Below are 14,913 nucleotides of genomic sequence, written 5' to 3'. Positions count from 1 at the left end.
AAAAGCCCCCGCCAGGATGGCGATGGGCCAATATCGCCTGCAATGGGCTCATATCGGGGGCTCAGATATCGGGCTGATCCAGCGCCTCGAAAATCACCCGTTCCAGCGGACCGAGATCCTCTTCGATCTCGCTGACCTCAAGGCCTAAATGCCGAGCATCCAGGGCAGCTCGCGTGGTTAGGGTTCGAGCCGTTGCCTTGTCGGCAGGCAGTTCGCCCGGCAGGTGCTCGTGGATCCAGCCCTGCAGGAAATCAACGCCGCGCTCGCTCATCGATTTATCCCTTCCGTTATCTGGGGGATCATTCCCCCAGAATGACCCCAGAAGCGACGATCTGAGCCGTCAGGCTGGTGAGCCTGCCTCGCTTCACGAGCGTCGGCTTTTGGTAGATTTTCTTCATGGCGGTGCCTTTCGCGACAAATCGCTCGTCGGCAACAACGTCCGTCGCGGGGCAGCGTTCCATGGCGGGCTGTTGAGCCCGACCCCCTGACACATCGTATTTGAGAACAGCCCCGCTCCCGCGACCCGTGATGTTGATGCCGAGGCAGGTTGCGAAGCCAATGCGGGGCGTGGCATTTGTCGATGCCGATCATTGGGATGGCAAGCAGGACATGGCACGGCCACCAGACATCGCCCGACACCAGGCCGCCAAGGCAGGCGTTAGCCTGAACCGGGCGCTTTCCAAACTCGGCCTGTGTTCGCGCAAGCAGGCCGAGCTGCTGATAGCCGAAGGGCGCGTGCGGGTTGGCGGCAAGGTGGTGCGCGATCCGTCGCTGCGTGTCGATCTCGGCCGCGACCGCATCGCTGTCGACGGCGAGCAGATCGTCGGCGAGGCAAAAGTCTACCTGATGATCAATAAGCCGCGCGGACAGGTCACCACGCGCGATGACCCGCAGGATCGTGGCACCGTCTATGACTGCCTGGCGGATCTGGAGTTGCCTTTCGTGTCGCCGGTCGGCCGCCTCGACAAGGCCAGCGAAGGCCTGTTGCTGATGACCAACGACACGCGCTGGGCCAACGGCCTGCTCGATCCGGCCTCGCATGTCGCCAAGACCTATCACGTGCAGATCGGCACCGCGCCCGACGAAGCGATGCTGGCGCGCTTTCGCGACGGAGCGATCGTCGACGGCGAACTGCTGACCGCAAGTTCGATCGAACTGCTGCGCAGCGGCGGCCGCACTGCCTGGCTGGAAATCGTGCTCGACGAGGGCCGCAACCGCCAGATCCGCCGCCTGCTCGGGGCATTCGACATCGAGGTGCTGAGGCTGGTTCGGGTGGCGATCGGCGGTTTGCAGCTCGGCGAACTCGCCAAGGGCAAGGCGCGGCATCTGACATCGGAGGAATTGGCGGTGCTCGCGCGTTAAGAGGCAGGCTTGCCGCGAAACTCTACTTCTGGTTCCACGTGCGTATCACCGGCTCGCTCAGATCGTGCTCATAGCCGAGGATGCTGAGGCTCGCGGTATCAAGTACGAAGTGCGCACCGCCTTCGGGTGGCAGACCGAGCCAGCGCGCGGCCAGCACGCGCAGGAAATGCGAGCTTGAAAACACCAGCACATTGCCCTCGATTGCCTGCAGCCCGGCGATGATCCTGTCGGCCCTGGCACCAACATCCGCTACCGACTCGCCGTCGGGACAGCCGTCACGGAACAATTGCCAGCCGGGACGCTGCACAAGAATCTCCTTATTCTTAACGCCCTCATAGGCGCCATAGTCCCATTCCTGCAGGTCGTCCTTCTTGACGGCAGCAGCGCCGAAGCCGGCAAGCGTGCAGGTGCTGAAGGCGCGCTGCGACGGGCTCGACCACACCGCCTGGAAGGACAGATCCTTGAGCCGGTCCGCCACGCCGCGAGCCGCCGCCTCGCCCTTTGCCGTCAACGGTATGTCGGTGCGGCCGGTGTGTTTTCCCGAAGCGCTCCACTCCGTCTCGCCGTGACGGACCAGATAGATCTCGGGGTATGCACTGCTCATTCGCCGGCCTTTCGGTTGAAAACCGCCGACATCCTAGCCGGGAAGCTTTGGCCAACACCAGCCGCCATGCGCGCCAAAACAAAAGGCCGCAACGGGCGAACCGGCTGCGGCCTTGTGGCGAACGTCTGCGTTCAGTAATCAGGCGGGCTGCAGATCGCCCGACAGCGCCAGGTCGGCTTCCTCGGACAATGAGCCGGCCATGGCGGCGGCGAACTTGGTCTGGTCGAGTTCGCCTTCCCAGCGCGCCACGACGATGGTGGCCACCGCATTGCCGACGAAATTGGTCAGCGCCCGGCATTCCGACATGAAGCGGTCGACGCCGAGGATCAGTGCCATGCCGGCGACCGGCACCGTAGGCACCACCGAGAGCGTGGCGGCCAGCGTGATAAAGCCGGCGCCGGTGATGCCGGCGGCACCCTTGGAGCTCAGCATGGCGACGAGCAGCAGCAGGATCTGGTCGCCATAGGTGAGCGGCGTATCGGTCGCCTGGGCGATGAACAGCGCCGCCAGCGTCATGTAGATGTTGGTGCCGTCGAGGTTGAAGGAATAGCCGGTCGGGATGACCAGGCCGACCACCGAGCGGTTGCAGCCGGCGCGCTCCATCTTGGCCATCAGGCCGGGAAGAGCGGCTTCCGAGGACGAGGTGCCGAGCACCAGCAGCAGCTCTTCCTTGATGTAGCGGATCAAGGCGAGGATCGAGAAGCCGTTGTACCAAGCGACAGCGCCGAGCACGACCAGCACGAAGAGCAGCGACGTCAGGTAGAAGGTGCCGATCAGAAAGGCGAGGTTGGCAATCGCGCCGATGCCGTATTTGCCGACGGTGAAGGCCATGGCGCCGAAGGCGCCGATAGGGGCGGCCTTCATCAGGATGGCGACCAGGCGGAAGATAGGCGAGGTCAGCGCCTGCAGGAAATCGACGACCGGGCGGCCGCGCTCGCCGACCAGAGCGAGAGAGATGCCGAACAGCACCGAGAAGAACAGCACTTGCAGAATGTCGCCTTGCGCGAAGGCGCCGGTGATGGTGTCGGGGATGATGTTGAGCAGGAAGCCGACGATGGTCGTGTCATGCGCCTTCTCGGTGAAGGTGGCGACCTTCGAGGGGTCGAGCGTCGCCGCATTGATGTGCATGCCGGCGCCCGGTTGGACGACGTTGGAGACGACCATGCCGACGACCAGCGCCAGGGTCGAAAAGACCAGGAAATAGATCATCGCCTTGCCGGCGACGCGGCCAACCTTTTTCAGGTCGGAGACGCCGGCAATGCCGGTGGTCACCGTCAGGAAGATGACCGGCGCGATCACCATCTTGACCAGCTTGATGAAGGCATCGCCGAGCGGCTTCAGCGAAGCACCGAGTTCGGGATAGAAATGACCGAGCAGCACGCCGGCGGCGATCGCCGTCAGGACCTGCACGTAGAGATGACGGTAAAAGGGTAGCTTGCCGCGCGGTTCGGCGGCAGCGAATGCTGGCTGCATGACGTCCTCCATGGCGCCCCGATCGAAAGCTCGACCTCCCGGGGCAGTTGTTTTCCGCAGCCTTGCGACTGCTGTATTGGTCACTGCAACTGCCGTGCCAGACTGTGCGGCATACCGCAGCCATTGATTTTGTTGGGTATTCGTCCGATTGAGGCTGCTGCCGCTCAACGCAAGTGCGGACATCCGCATGACTGAATTGTGCTTTGTGCGAAATCATGCACAAATAGGGAATGCTGCAACGCCCTGCCGCGGTCCTGTCGCCGACGCCCGAGCAACTCGGCAAACGCGCGCGTCGCGCCTGGCTGCTGTTTGCGGCGATCGCGCTGGTGATCGTTGCCACGGCGCTCACCGGCGCCGGCCTCTACGCGCGCCGCGCCGAGGTCGCGGCACTGGCGGCGCAAGGCCGCACCGATGCCAATCTGAAGGTTGCGTTGCTGCGCGCCGTGCTGGAAAGCCCGCGGGCGCTGCCGCTGCTCTTGTCCGAGGACCAGCAGGTGCATGACGCCCTGCAGAACAAGGGCGCTGTCACGATCGACGTGCTCAACCGCAAGCTCGAAGGGCTGGTCTCCGGCACCAAGGCTTCGGTGCTTTACGTCACCGGCGTCGACGGGTTTGCGATCGCCTCCAGCAACTGGCGCGAAACAACCAGCTTCGTCGGCAACGACTATGGTTTCCGCGCCTATTTCTCCGGCGCCATGCAATCGAGAACGGCCGAATATTTTGCGCTGGGCAACATCAGCAAGCGCCCGGGCCTCTATATTTCGCGTCGCGTCGGCAATGCGGCGGCACCGCTCGGCGTCGTCGTCGTTAAGATGGAATTCGACCAGCTTGAAGCCGACTGGCATGAGGCCAACCGGCCGGCCTATGTCAGCGACGACCACGGCGTCGTGCTGATCACCAGCGTGCCGTCCTGGCGCTTCATGACCACCGCGCCGCTGACCGGCCCGGTGGCTGCCGCCATCCGGAGCAGCCAGCAATTCGGCAACGCGCCGCTGATCCCCTTGCCGATCACACGCCCCGAGGCATTGAGCCCTGACGTGTCGATGGTGCATGCGATAACACCGGGCGGCAGCGATGCCGAATATCTCAGGCTTTCGACACTGGTCCAATCGACGCCATGGCGGCTCGATTATCTCGTGCCGGTCGAAGCGCCGATCGCGGCTGCGGTGCGTGAGATGCGGCTGCTGGCGCTGGGCGTCGTGGTGCCGTTGCTGGCGCTGGCCGGCTATCTCCTGTGGCGCCGTCAGTCGGCGCAGATGCGCATCGCTGCCGAACAGGCAGCGCGCATCGAGCTTGAGCGCCGCGTCGTCGAGCGTACGCATGACCTCAGCCTGGCGCGCGACCGGCTGCAGGCCGAGATCACCGATCACCGCAGCACCGAAGCCAAGCTGCAGGTCATGCAGCAGGAATTGGTGCAGGCCAACCGTCTTGCTACCCTCGGCCAGGTTGCCGCCGGGGTCGCGCATGAGATCAACCAGCCGGTGGCGACGATCCGCGCCTATGCCGACAATGCGCGTGTGTTCCTGGAGCGCAAGCAGACCGCCTCGGCCGAGGAGAACCTTGGCGCGATTGCCGCGCTGACCGAGCGCATCGGAGGCATCACCGAAGAGTTGAAGGTCTTTGCCCGCAAGGGGCGCACGGCAGCCGAACCGGTCGAATTGCGCGGCGTCATCGAGGGCGCCGTGGTGCTGCTCAGAAGCCGCTTTGCCGGTCGGCTGGACGCACTCGATATCACGCTTCCGCCGGTAACGCTCAAGGTGATGGGCAACCGGCTGCGGCTCGAACAGGTGCTGATCAACCTGTTCCAGAATGCGCTGGAAGCGCTGGACGGGCGCGACGGCGCCAGGGTGCAGGTGTCGGCCCAGGAGACGGCCGACGGCGTGGCGCTTGCCGTCGCCGACAATGGGCCGGGCATTTCGCCTGCCATCCTCAAGTCATTGTTCACGCCGTTCAACACCTCGAAGGAAAAAGGCCTCGGGCTCGGCCTCGTCATCTCGCAGGACATCGTCGCCGACTATGGCGGACGCATCGAGGTGGCGAGCGACCAGGCCGGCACGCGCTTTACCATTCACCTCGCCAGGGCAGCATGATGGACACCGCACCGGTCGTATTGATCGACGACGATAGCGAATTGCGGAGGGCCACGCGGCAGACGCTGGAACTCGCTGGTTTTTCCGTCTCGGCCTTTGCGGTGGCGAACGAGGCGCTGGCCGGGCTCGACGCCAATTTTCCCGGCGTGGTGGTGTCCGACATCCGCATGCCCGGCATTGACGGCCTGCAGCTCTTCGACCGCGTCTTGCAGCTTGATGCCGACATTCCGGTAATCCTGGTCACCGGGCATGGCGACATCGCGGTTGCGGTCAAGGCGATCAAGGATGGCGCCTACGACTTCATCACCAAGCCTTTCGCCGCCGACCGGCTGGCGCAAAGTGTGGCACGGGCGGCGGAAAAGCGCCGGCTGGTGATGGAGAACCGCGCCTTGCGCGAAAGCGCCGAACAGGCGCAGGACGGCCTGCCGCTGATCGGGCAGACGCTGGCGATGGAGCGATTGCGCCGGACGCTGCGGCAAATCGCCGATACCGATGTCGACGTTCTGGTGACCGGCGAGACCGGCTCCGGCAAGGAGGTGGTGGCGAGCCTGCTGCATCGCTGGAGCCGCCGCGCCAGGGGCAATTTCGTGGCGCTGAATTGCGGCGCGCTGCCGGACACGGTCATCGAAAGCGAGCTGTTCGGCCATGAGGCCGGCGCCTTCACCGGCGCACAGAAGAAGCGCATCGGCCGGATCGAGCATTCGAGCGGCGGCACGCTGTTCCTCGACGAGATCGAAAGCATGCCGGCCTCGACCCAGGTGCAGATGCTGCGGGTGCTGGAAATGCGCGAGGTGACGCCGCTCGGCACCAATGAAATCCGGCCGGTCGACCTGCGCGTCGTCGCCGCCGCCAAGGTCGATCTCGGCGACGCCAGCCGGCGCGGCGCCTTCCGCGAGGATCTCTACTACCGGCTCAATGTGGTGACGATCTCGATCCCGCCGCTGCGCGAACGCCGCGACGACGTCGCCCTGCTGTTCTTCTACTTCGCCGAGCGTGCAGCCGGCCGCTTCCGCCGGCAAATGCCAGCCGTGCCTGCCTCAGTGCACCGCCATCTGAGCCAGCACGACTGGCCGGGCAATGTGCGTGAACTCGCGCATTTCGCCGAGCGTTTCGTGCTGGGACTCGAGGAAGCGGCGCAAGCGCCACCTTCCGCCCCGGCGGAGCCGGATGACGCCAGCTCACTGCCGGAACGGCTGGAACGCTATGAAGCCAATGTCATCCGCGAGGCGCTTGGCCGCAATGACGGCGATGTCCGGCGCACGATTGAAGCGCTCGGCATTCCGCGCAAGACCTTCTACGACAAGCTGCAGCGGCACCGCATCGTGCGCAGCGATTTTTCCAGGTAATTCATTTTCCAGGTATTCAGGCGTGTGGGCCCGAAAGCAGGGTAGATTTTGTGAACCGGCGCAAAAAAACCGTGGCAAGTCGGCATCAGAAAGTGTTGAAGACCGCATCGGCGGCCTTCGGCACGGCGCGATCCGGTTGCGCTCGGCAGATGTTGATGATTTGTTGCCGGTCAGCGGAGAATGAATGATGCGAGAACCTGTCGGTCAAGATGAATATGGATCGACCAACCCGTTCGATCCGGACGATCTGACGAATTTGAACGCGATCGGCCCGGCCATGGGCGGCGGCAACGACTTCGAGAAATACGCCGTTGCCGTGATCATCGTCTTCGGCGCGCTGATCATTGGCGGGCTGATGGCCGCTTCCATGACCTTTGGTCACCGGAACGGCTTCCTGTTTGCGCTTGGCGGCGCAACCGCGGCCTGGATATCGGGCAATGCGCTGCTCCTCGACCGTCCCCGCATCTACGCGGCGTTCGTCGTGATCGCGGCGCTGATGCTCGTCGGGTCGACGCTTACGCTCGTCCTCTGATCAATCTCTTGTTTTGATCAGTAGCCAATCGCCTCGCCGGATGCGGCGCGGCTGTCGATGGCGCCGTTGTAGCGGGCGCCGCCGCCCTTCTCGATTTCCGCCAGGCTCTTGCCGCCGACAAGAATGCCGGCCGCCTGACCCCAGGTAGAATCCGCGAGATCGAGGTGGTAGCCCATGCCGGCCAGCAGTTTTTCAGTGTCGGGCGACAGGCCGAACGGTTCGACATAGATCGTGTCGGGCAGCCATTGATGGTGGATGCGCGATGCGTCGATCGCCTCCTGGATGTTCATGCCGTGGTCGATGACGTTGACGATGGCTTCCAGCGTGATGGTGATGATGCGCGAGCCGCCGGGGCTGCCGATAACCATGAACGGCTTGCCGTCCTTGGCGACGATGGTCGGGCTCATCGATGACAGCGGCGTCTTCTTCGGCTGGATGGCATTGGCCTCTCCCTGCACGAGACCGTAGAGGTTGGGCACGCCAGGCTTCTGGGTGAAATCATCCATCTCGTTGTTGAGCAGGATGCCGGTGCCGTCGGCGACCACGCCGGCGCCGAACGAACCGTTCAGCGTATAGGTGACCGCGACCGCATTGCCGTCATCGTCGATGATTGAATAGTGCGTCGTTTCCTTCGACTCGCCGAAGCCCTTCGGCATCAAATCCTGCGAGACGCCGGCGCGGAACGGGTCGATCTTGTCGCGGATCTCCTTGGCGTAACCCTTGTCGAGCAGTTTCGAGACCGGATTGTCGACGAAATCGGGATCGCCGAGCGCCGAGTTGCGGTCCACATAGGCGTAGCGCATCGCCTCGACCATGACATGCACGGTCTCGGCCGAGCGGGCGCCGAGATAAGACAGCGGGTAGCCCTCCAGCACGTTGAGGATTTCGCAGATGATGACGCCGCCGGAGCTTGGCGGCGGCGAGGACGTGATCTCATAGCCCCGATAGGTGCAGCTCACCGGTTGCAGCTCGCGTACCTTATATTGCTCGAAGTCTGAGTTGGCCAGAATGCCGCCCTTGGCGCCGCTCGCCTTGACGATGGCGTCGGCGATGGCGCCTTTGTAGAAGGCGTCGGCGCCTTTTTCGGAGATGGCGGCGAGCGAGGCTGCAAGATCGGGCTGGAGGAGACGCTCGCCGGCGCCATAGGGTTTGCCGTCCGGCTTCAGGAAGATGGCGGCGGCGGCAGGGTCCTTCGCCAGCCGTGCGGCATTGCTCGCGAATGAAGCAGCGTCGCCCTGGTCGAGGATGAAGCCATCCTTGGCATAGGCAATTGCCGGCGCCATCAAATCCTGGCGTGGCAGCGTGCCATATTTTTCACGAGCCATCTCGAACCCTGCCACGGAACCCGGTACGCCGACCGCAAGGTAGCCATCAAGGCTGGCGCCCTTCACCGGATTGCCGTCCTTGTCGAGATACATGGTCTTGGTTGCCGCCAGCGGCGCGCGCTCGCGGAAATCGAGGAAGGTCGATTTGCCGTCCTTGAAGCGGATGGTCATGAACCCGCCACCGCCGATATTGCCGGCATTAGGGTAGACGACGGCGAGCGCATAGCCGACGGCGACCGCCGCATCGACGGCATTGCCGCCCTTCTTCAGCACCTCGACGCCGGCTTCCGACGCCAGATGCTGGGCGGTGACGACCATGCCGTGCTCGCCCTTCGCCGGTTGTGGCGAGGCGGCATGGAGCGCGCCGGATGGCGCGAGCGCAATTGCGAGCGAAAGGGTGACGCCAATCAGCGTCCGGCGGGTCAAGGGCATGGCGGTGCTCCAAGTGCGGTGCCTAGAAGAGCTACATGGAGCGGCCGAGTCCATCATCAATATGAGCGAACACATATTGATGTTCGCCTGCCGGCAGAGGCAAGCTGATCTCCCCCCTGTGGTGGAGATTAGCCAATCTCAAACAATCCCGCCTGAACCGCCCACAACCGCCGGCCGTTCCGCCGCGACCTTCGCCCGGTAGCCCGCCGCGCGATATGCGGCGACTGGATCGATGGCGCCGCCTGTGTTCAGCCGCGCCATGGCAAGGATCGGCTCGACATCGGTGCGGTAGGCAGCTTTCAGCGTCTGCGTCGCCATCAGCGCATCATTGCCGTCTTGGAAACCCTCGAGCGCCTTGCGGTCGACCAGCAGCGCCTGCGCATAGGCGCGCTGCACCTCGACCGCCGACAGCATCAGGCTTTCGATCGGATCGGTGACGTTGTGGCTCTGGTCGAGCATGTGGGCGGGATCGAAACCCTCGGCGCCGGACAGCTCGGCATCGACCAGTTCGTTGAAGACCAGGAACAGCCGATAGGGATCGATCGAGCCGGCATCGAGATCGTCGTCGCCATATTTGGAATCGTTGAAGTGGAAGCCGCCGAGTTTCTTGAACTGGATCAGCCGCGACACGATCATCTCGATGTTGACGTTGGGCGCATGGTGGCCGAGGTCGACCAGGCAGTAGGCCTTGTCGCCCAGCTCCTTGGATATGAGGTAGTTGGTGCCCCAGTCCTGCACGACCGTGGAGTAGAAAGCCGGCTCGTACATTTTGTGTTCGGTGAACAGTTTCCAGTCGGCGGGCAGTCCGGCATAGATCTCCTTCATCGCGTCGAGATAGCGCTCGAAGGCTTTGGCGAAATTGACCTGGCCGGGGAAATTCGAGCCGTCGCCGATCCACACTGTTAGCGCCCTGGACCCCAGCGTCTTGCCGATCTCGATGCATTCCAGATTGTGCTCGACCGCCTGGCGGCGCGTGCCGGCATCGGCATGCGACAGCGACCCGAACTTGTAGGACAGTTTTTGGTCCCTGGCATCCGAGAAGGTGTTGGAATTCATGGCGTCGAAGCCGAGGCCGAAGCGCGAGGCCGCCTGCTTCAGCCGGTTCGGATCGGCCTTGTCCCACGGTATATGCAGCGAGACGGTCGGCGTCGCCTGTGTCAGTTGGCTGATGACGGCGCAGTCCTCGATCTTGTCGAAAATGTCGCGCGGCTCGCCGGCGCCGGGAAAGCGGGCAAACCGCGTGCCGCCTGTGCCGACGCCCCAGGACGGAATGGCGACGGCGAATTTCTCGACCTTGTCGCGGATGGCATCGATGGCGATGCCGCGGCGGTCGAGGCGTTCGCCGAGCGACGCGTAGTCGCGCTCGAGGTCGGGTTTGCGCTGGGCGTTGTGGCTGGAGACGAGATCGGCGGCGATGATGGTTTCGGACAAGTGCTATTCCTCCCAATGCGTTCAGTCAGCGCTGCCCTTCATCCGGCCCTTCGGGCCACCTTCTCCCCGTATAGTGACGGGGAGAAGAGAAGCGCTCCGCCCTTAACTCAGCGCGTAAAGCTCTGCGCGTTGCCGGCGTCGACGTTGATGATGTTGCCGGTGGATTTGGCCGACATGTCGGACGCCAGGAAATAGATCGCTTCGGCGATGTCTTCGGGAAACACCGAGCGCTTCAGCATCGAGCGCGAGCGGTAGTGTTCTTCCAGATCGTCGGTCGACATCTTGTAGGCGGCGGCGCGCTGTTCCTTCCACTCGCCGGTCCAGATCTTCGAACCGCGCAGCACGGCGTCCGGATTGACGACGTTGACCCGGATCTGGGCTTCCGCGCCTTCCAGCGCCAGGCAGCGGGCGAGATGGATTTCGGCCGCCTTGGCGGTGCAATAGGCGGCGGCATTGGGTGACGCGGCAAGACCGTTCTTGGAGGCGACGAAGACGACATTGCCGCCGATCTTCTGGGCCCGGAACAGCCGGAAGGCTTCGCGCGAGACCAGGAAATAGCCGGTCGACAATATGTCCATGTTCTTGTTCCACAGCGCCAGCGTCGTCTCCTCGATCGGCGCCGAGGAGGCGAGGCCTGCGTTGGAGACGAGAATATCAATGCCGCCGAACTCGACGGCTGTCTGGGCGAAGCCGGAAATCACCTGCTCCTCCGCGGTGACGTTGATCAGCACCGGCCGGACGAAGTCCTTGCCATAGGCTTTCGCCAGTTCGTCGTTGGCGTTGGCAAGTGCGGTCTCGTCGATATCGGCCAGCACGACGCAGGCGCCTTCGCGCAGCAGGCGATTGGCGGTGGCGCGGCCGATGCCGCCGGCGCCGCCGGTGACCAGCGCGATTTGGCCGGCGAGCGACTTCGGCTTCGGCATGCGCTGCAGCTTCAAATCCTCGAGCAGCCAGTATTCGATGTCGAAGGCCTCCTGCGCCAGCAGGCCGACATAGGACGAAACGGTCGAGGCCCCGCGCATGACATTGATGGCGTTGACGTAGAATTCGCCAGAGATGCGGGCGGTGGCCTTGTCGCCGGCGAAGGTGAACATGCCGACGCCGGGCATCAGGTAGACCACGGCGTTGGGGTCACGGATCGGGGGCGAGTCCGGATGCTTGCAGCTGTCGTAATAGGCCTGGTAGCCGACACGGTACTCAGCAATATCGTCGGCGAGGCGCGCAATCACGGCTTCGACGTCGGGCTTCGCTGGGTCGAACTCGATAACCAGCGGGCGGATTTTTGTGCGCAGGAAATGATCCGGGCATGAGGTACCGAGTGCCGCCAGCGGGCGCAAATCCCTGGAGTTGACGAATTCGAGCACAGCGGCGGAATCGTCGAAATGGCCGAGCTTGTGGCTCTTCTCCGAAATCAGGCCGCGGATCCTCGGCATCAGTCTCGCCGCGATGGCGCGGCGCTCAGCAGCGTCTAGCGATTTGACGACTTCGCCGCCGAAGATGGCGAGACCCTCGGAGCGGCGCTCGAACCATTCGATCGCCTGGTTGATGACCGAGATCGTCGTCTCATAGCACTCCTTGGGTGTGTCGCCCCAGGTGAACAAGCCGTGGCTTTCGAGGATGACGCCCTTGGCCTCGGGGTGTTCGACGCAGAATTTCTCCAGCCAGAGGCCAAGTTCGAAGCCCGGCCGCTTCCACGGCAGCCAGCCGATGGCGTCACCGAATATCTCCTTGGTCAACGCCTTGGAATCCTTGGCCGCGGCAATCGCGATAATGGCATCGGGATGCATGTGATCGACGAACGGCTTCGGCACATAGGCGTGCAGCGGCGTGTCGATCGAGGCCGCGCGCGGGTTGAGATTGAAGGTGCAGTGGGGAAGATAGCCCACCATGTCGTCCTCATGCGCGACGCCGCGATAAAGGCCTTTCAGCGCCTGCAGTTTGTCCATGTAAAGCGTGGCGAAACCGTCCAGCTTGATCGAGGCGCTGTCGCCGCCCGAGCCCTTGACCCATAGCACTTCGACTTCGGCGCCAGAGAGCGGGTCCTTCTGCCGGATCTTGGACGAGGTGTTGCCGCCGCCATAATTGGTGACACGCTTGTCGGAGCCGAGCGTGTTGGAGCGATAGACCAGAAGCTCAGGCTCGCTCAGCCCCTTGGCTTTAGCATCGTCCCAAAGGTTGGCAAGGCGCGAGCCGGAGCGCTTGTCGAGCATGATTATCCTCCCTGGGACGCAAAAGGCGCGGTCCATTTTGCCGGAAATGTCTACGCAAGCATCTCGGTTGTCAATCATAAACGATCAAGATCGATCATATTGCACTGCACAATGAAATTATATGATCGGAAATGATTGACACTGCTTGTTTTCTAGTGCCTCATGACCAGGCAGGGAGGAACCATGCACGAAAAAGAGCGCCACAGGATCATTCTGTCCGCCGTCCAGGAAAAGCCTGTGGTGACGGTGCAGGAGATGGTCGACCTGACGGACTCCTCCGAGGCGACGATCCGGCGCGATATCGCGGCTCTTCATGTGCAAAAGCGCCTGCGCCGCGTGCGCGGCGGCGCCGAAGCGATCTCGCCACCGCAGTTCATCGGCCTCGCCGGCCGGCCCTTTTCCGTCAACGAAACGCTTAATGCTTCGCAGAAGCGCGCGATTGCGCGCGAAGCGGTGGAGCTGTGCAAGGACGGCGAGCCGATCATCATCAATGGCGGCACCACCACCTTCCAGATGGTGCATTTCCTGACCGGACGCCGCATGCCGATCTTCACCAATTCGTTCCCCATCGCCGAGCATCTGCTCAAGCATTCGAAGAACACCGTCATGCTGTCGGGCGGCACCATCTACCGCGAGCAGAACATCATCCTCTCGCCCTTCGACAATGACGTGACGCGTAATTTCTACGCGCGCCGCATGTTCATGGGCGCTCAAGGGCTCGGGCCGCTTGGCCTGATGGAAGGCGACCCGCTGCTGATCCAGGCGGAGCAGAAACTGATCGACCAGGCCGACGAACTGGTGGTGCTGGTCGACTCATCGAAATTCCGCCAGCGCTCGAGCCTGATCCTGTGCGGGCTCAAGCGCATCGCCACCGTCATCACCGATGACGGCATCGAGGATCGCGAAGCCAACATGCTGGAGGCCGCGGGTGTGACGCTGATCGTCGCCCGCAAGTCGGCAAAGGAAGAATCCTCGCTGCAGGCCTGAGGCCAACCGCAGCGACGATGGAATGCAACGCTCAAGGGAGGAAATACGATGAGCTTTCTGAAGAAATTGATGGTGACGGCCGCGTTCTCGGCCGCCATGTTCGTGAATGCCGCCTATGCCGAGAACGTCAAGATCGCGCTGGTGGTGAAGTCGCTCGGCAACGGCTTCTTCGACGCCGCCAACAAGGGTGCCGAAGAGGCGGCCAAGGAACTCGGCGATGTCGACATCATCTACACCGGCCCGACCAAGGCGACCGCCGAAGCGCAGATCGAAGTGGTCAATTCGCTGATCGCGCAGAAGGTCAACGCCATTGCGATTTCGGCCAATGACGCCGACGCGCTGGTGCCGGTGCTGAAGAAGGCGATGGAGCGCGGCATCACCGTCATCTCGTGGGATTCGGGCGTCGCCAAGGAAGGCCGCCAGCTGCACCTCAACCCGTCCGACACCGGCCTGATCGGCGAGACCATCATCAAGCTTGCCGCCGACTATCTGCCGGAAGGCGGCGAAGTCGCCATTCTGTCGGCTTCGTCGACCGCGACCAACCAGAACGCCTGGATCGACGCGGCCAAGAAAATCCTGCCGGAAAAATTCCCCAAGATCAAACTCGTCGCCACCGTCTACGGCGATGACGATTCGGCCAAGAGCACCGACGAAGCCAAGGGCCTGCTGAAATCCTATCCGAACCTCAAGGCGATCATCGCGCCGACCACCGTCGGCGTCGTTGCCGCTGCCCAGGTCGTCACCGACGCGAACCTGATCGGCAAGGTCAATGTCACCGGTCTCGCGCTGCCGTCGGAGTTCAAGAAGTTCATCGACAACGGTTCCAGCCAGGCGGTTGCCCTCTGGAATCCGATCGACCTCGGCTACTCCGCCGTCTACCTCGCTCATGATCTGGCGGTGAAGAAGGAAGAGGCAAAGCCGGGCGCAACGCTGTCGATCGGCCGCGTCGGCAAGGTCACGCTCGATGACAGCAACTCGGCTGCGATGGCTCCGCCCTTCCAGTTCGACAAGTCCAACATCGAAAAGTTCTCCAAGATCTATTGATCTCGGACGTCTCGGACCAAGCGCGGCGGGACCAAAATCCCGCCGCGACTTTAAACGGACCTTGTTTCAGGGCTTGA

13 protein-coding genes are annotated in these 14,913 nt (G+C 63.2%); 6 read left to right on the top strand and 7 right to left on the bottom strand.

The window, feature by feature from the left end; all coding sequences use genetic code 11:
• Nucleotides 1-61: 61 nt before the first annotated feature.
• Nucleotides 62-271, bottom strand: a complete 210-nt coding sequence (locus tag NKI46_RS13245) for a DUF768 domain-containing protein (RefSeq protein ID WP_023669673.1) — start codon at nt 269-271, stop codon at nt 62-64.
• 28 nt (nt 272-299) lie between these two features.
• The gene (locus NKI46_RS13240; RefSeq protein WP_023669672.1) at nt 300-461 is read right to left on the bottom strand and encodes a hypothetical protein; all 162 of its coding nucleotides are present in this window, start codon (nt 459-461) and stop codon (nt 300-302) included.
• Nucleotides 462-609: 148 nt separating this feature from the next.
• Between NKI46_RS13240 and NKI46_RS13235 the strand changes: the two genes are divergently transcribed.
• Nucleotides 610-1,362, top strand: a complete 753-nt coding sequence (locus NKI46_RS13235) for a pseudouridine synthase (RefSeq protein WP_352746551.1) — start codon at nt 610-612, stop codon at nt 1,360-1,362.
• A 22-nt stretch (nt 1,363-1,384) separates the two neighbouring features.
• On the opposite strand, the gene NKI46_RS13230 is transcribed toward NKI46_RS13235, so the two are convergent.
• Both NKI46_RS13230 and NKI46_RS13225 read right to left on the bottom strand, forming a co-directional pair.
• Nucleotides 1,385-1,966 (bottom strand): histidine phosphatase family protein, encoded by a 582-nt coding sequence (locus tag NKI46_RS13230; RefSeq protein WP_352746528.1) that lies wholly within the window; start codon nt 1,964-1,966, stop codon nt 1,385-1,387.
• Nucleotides 1,967-2,104: 138 nt separating this feature from the next.
• Nucleotides 2,105-3,439, bottom strand: coding sequence for a dicarboxylate/amino acid:cation symporter (locus NKI46_RS13225; protein ID WP_502896812.1), 1,335 nt, complete (start codon nt 3,437-3,439; stop codon nt 2,105-2,107).
• 230 nt (nt 3,440-3,669) lie between these two features.
• Between NKI46_RS13225 and NKI46_RS13220 the strand changes: the two genes are divergently transcribed.
• From NKI46_RS13220 to NKI46_RS13210, 3 genes are all read left to right on the top strand, one after another.
• A complete protein-coding gene (locus tag NKI46_RS13220; RefSeq protein ID WP_023692505.1) occupies nt 3,670-5,529 on the top strand; it encodes a sensor histidine kinase in 1,860 nt (619 codons plus the stop codon).
• Nucleotides 5,526-6,875: a sigma-54-dependent transcriptional regulator gene (locus NKI46_RS13215; protein WP_023669667.1), complete on the top strand. Its 1,350-nt coding sequence runs from the start codon at nt 5,526-5,528 to the stop codon at nt 6,873-6,875. Before NKI46_RS13220 ends, NKI46_RS13215 begins: the two co-directional genes overlap by 4 nt.
• 184 nt (nt 6,876-7,059) lie before the next feature.
• Nucleotides 7,060-7,407, top strand: a complete 348-nt coding sequence (locus NKI46_RS13210) for a hypothetical protein (protein ID WP_032885862.1) — start codon at nt 7,060-7,062, stop codon at nt 7,405-7,407.
• Between the two features lie 17 nt (nt 7,408-7,424).
• On the opposite strand, the gene ggt is transcribed toward NKI46_RS13210, so the two are convergent.
• The 3 genes from ggt to NKI46_RS13195 form a co-directional block, all read right to left on the bottom strand.
• Nucleotides 7,425-9,164 (bottom strand): gamma-glutamyltransferase, encoded by a 1,740-nt coding sequence (gene ggt, locus NKI46_RS13205; RefSeq protein WP_023669665.1) that lies wholly within the window; start codon nt 9,162-9,164, stop codon nt 7,425-7,427.
• A 138-nt stretch (nt 9,165-9,302) separates the two neighbouring features.
• On the bottom strand, nt 9,303-10,595 hold the full coding sequence (gene rhaI, locus NKI46_RS13200) for an L-rhamnose catabolism isomerase (RefSeq protein WP_023669664.1): 1,293 nt from the start codon (nt 10,593-10,595) through the stop codon (nt 9,303-9,305).
• A gap of 107 nt (nt 10,596-10,702) precedes the next feature.
• Nucleotides 10,703-12,805: a bifunctional rhamnulose-1-phosphate aldolase/short-chain dehydrogenase gene (locus NKI46_RS13195; RefSeq protein ID WP_023736114.1), complete on the bottom strand. Its 2,103-nt coding sequence runs from the start codon at nt 12,803-12,805 to the stop codon at nt 10,703-10,705.
• 183 nt (nt 12,806-12,988) lie between these two features.
• Here NKI46_RS13195 and NKI46_RS13190 point away from each other — a divergent pair, with 183 nt between their 5' ends.
• Both NKI46_RS13190 and rhaS read left to right on the top strand, forming a co-directional pair.
• A complete protein-coding gene (locus NKI46_RS13190; RefSeq protein ID WP_023669662.1) occupies nt 12,989-13,792 on the top strand; it encodes a DeoR/GlpR family DNA-binding transcription regulator in 804 nt (267 codons plus the stop codon).
• Between the two features lie 48 nt (nt 13,793-13,840).
• Complete coding sequence (gene rhaS / locus NKI46_RS13185; RefSeq protein WP_023669661.1) at nt 13,841-14,836, top strand: rhamnose ABC transporter substrate-binding protein; 996 nt, start codon at nt 13,841-13,843, stop codon at nt 14,834-14,836.
• The last annotated feature ends 77 nt before the right edge of the window (nt 14,837-14,913 follow it).

Origin of the sequence: Mesorhizobium sp. M0615, assembly GCF_040320805.1 — a bacterium.
Lineage (GTDB): Bacteria > Pseudomonadota > Alphaproteobacteria > Rhizobiales > Rhizobiaceae > Mesorhizobium.
This window is presented reverse-complemented; position numbering and strand designations above follow the sequence as displayed.

Excerpts from the sequence above, each read along its gene's own strand:
- NKI46_RS13245 (WP_023669673.1), bottom strand. The coding sequence starts at position 271 with ATGAGCGAGCGCGGCGTTGATTTCCTGCAGGGCTGGATCCACGAGCAC.
- NKI46_RS13240 (WP_023669672.1), bottom strand. The coding sequence starts at position 461 with ATGGAACGCTGCCCCGCGACGGACGTTGTTGCCGACGAGCGATTTGTC.
- NKI46_RS13235 (WP_352746551.1), top strand. The coding sequence starts at position 610 with ATGGCACGGCCACCAGACATCGCCCGACACCAGGCCGCCAAGGCAGGC.
- NKI46_RS13230 (WP_352746528.1), bottom strand. The coding sequence starts at position 1,966 with ATGAGCAGTGCATACCCCGAGATCTATCTGGTCCGTCACGGCGAGACG.
- NKI46_RS13225 (WP_502896812.1), bottom strand. The coding sequence starts at position 3,439 with ATGCAGCCAGCATTCGCTGCCGCCGAACCGCGCGGCAAGCTACCCTTT.
- NKI46_RS13220 (WP_023692505.1), top strand. The coding sequence starts at position 3,670 with ATGCTGCAACGCCCTGCCGCGGTCCTGTCGCCGACGCCCGAGCAACTC.
- NKI46_RS13215 (WP_023669667.1), top strand. The coding sequence starts at position 5,526 with ATGATGGACACCGCACCGGTCGTATTGATCGACGACGATAGCGAATTG.
- NKI46_RS13210 (WP_032885862.1), top strand. The coding sequence starts at position 7,060 with ATGATGCGAGAACCTGTCGGTCAAGATGAATATGGATCGACCAACCCG.
- ggt (WP_023669665.1), bottom strand. The coding sequence starts at position 9,164 with ATGCCCTTGACCCGCCGGACGCTGATTGGCGTCACCCTTTCGCTCGCA.
- NKI46_RS13195 (WP_023736114.1), bottom strand. The coding sequence starts at position 12,805 with ATGCTCGACAAGCGCTCCGGCTCGCGCCTTGCCAACCTTTGGGACGAT.
- NKI46_RS13190 (WP_023669662.1), top strand. The coding sequence starts at position 12,989 with ATGCACGAAAAAGAGCGCCACAGGATCATTCTGTCCGCCGTCCAGGAA.
- rhaS (WP_023669661.1), top strand. The coding sequence starts at position 13,841 with ATGAGCTTTCTGAAGAAATTGATGGTGACGGCCGCGTTCTCGGCCGCC.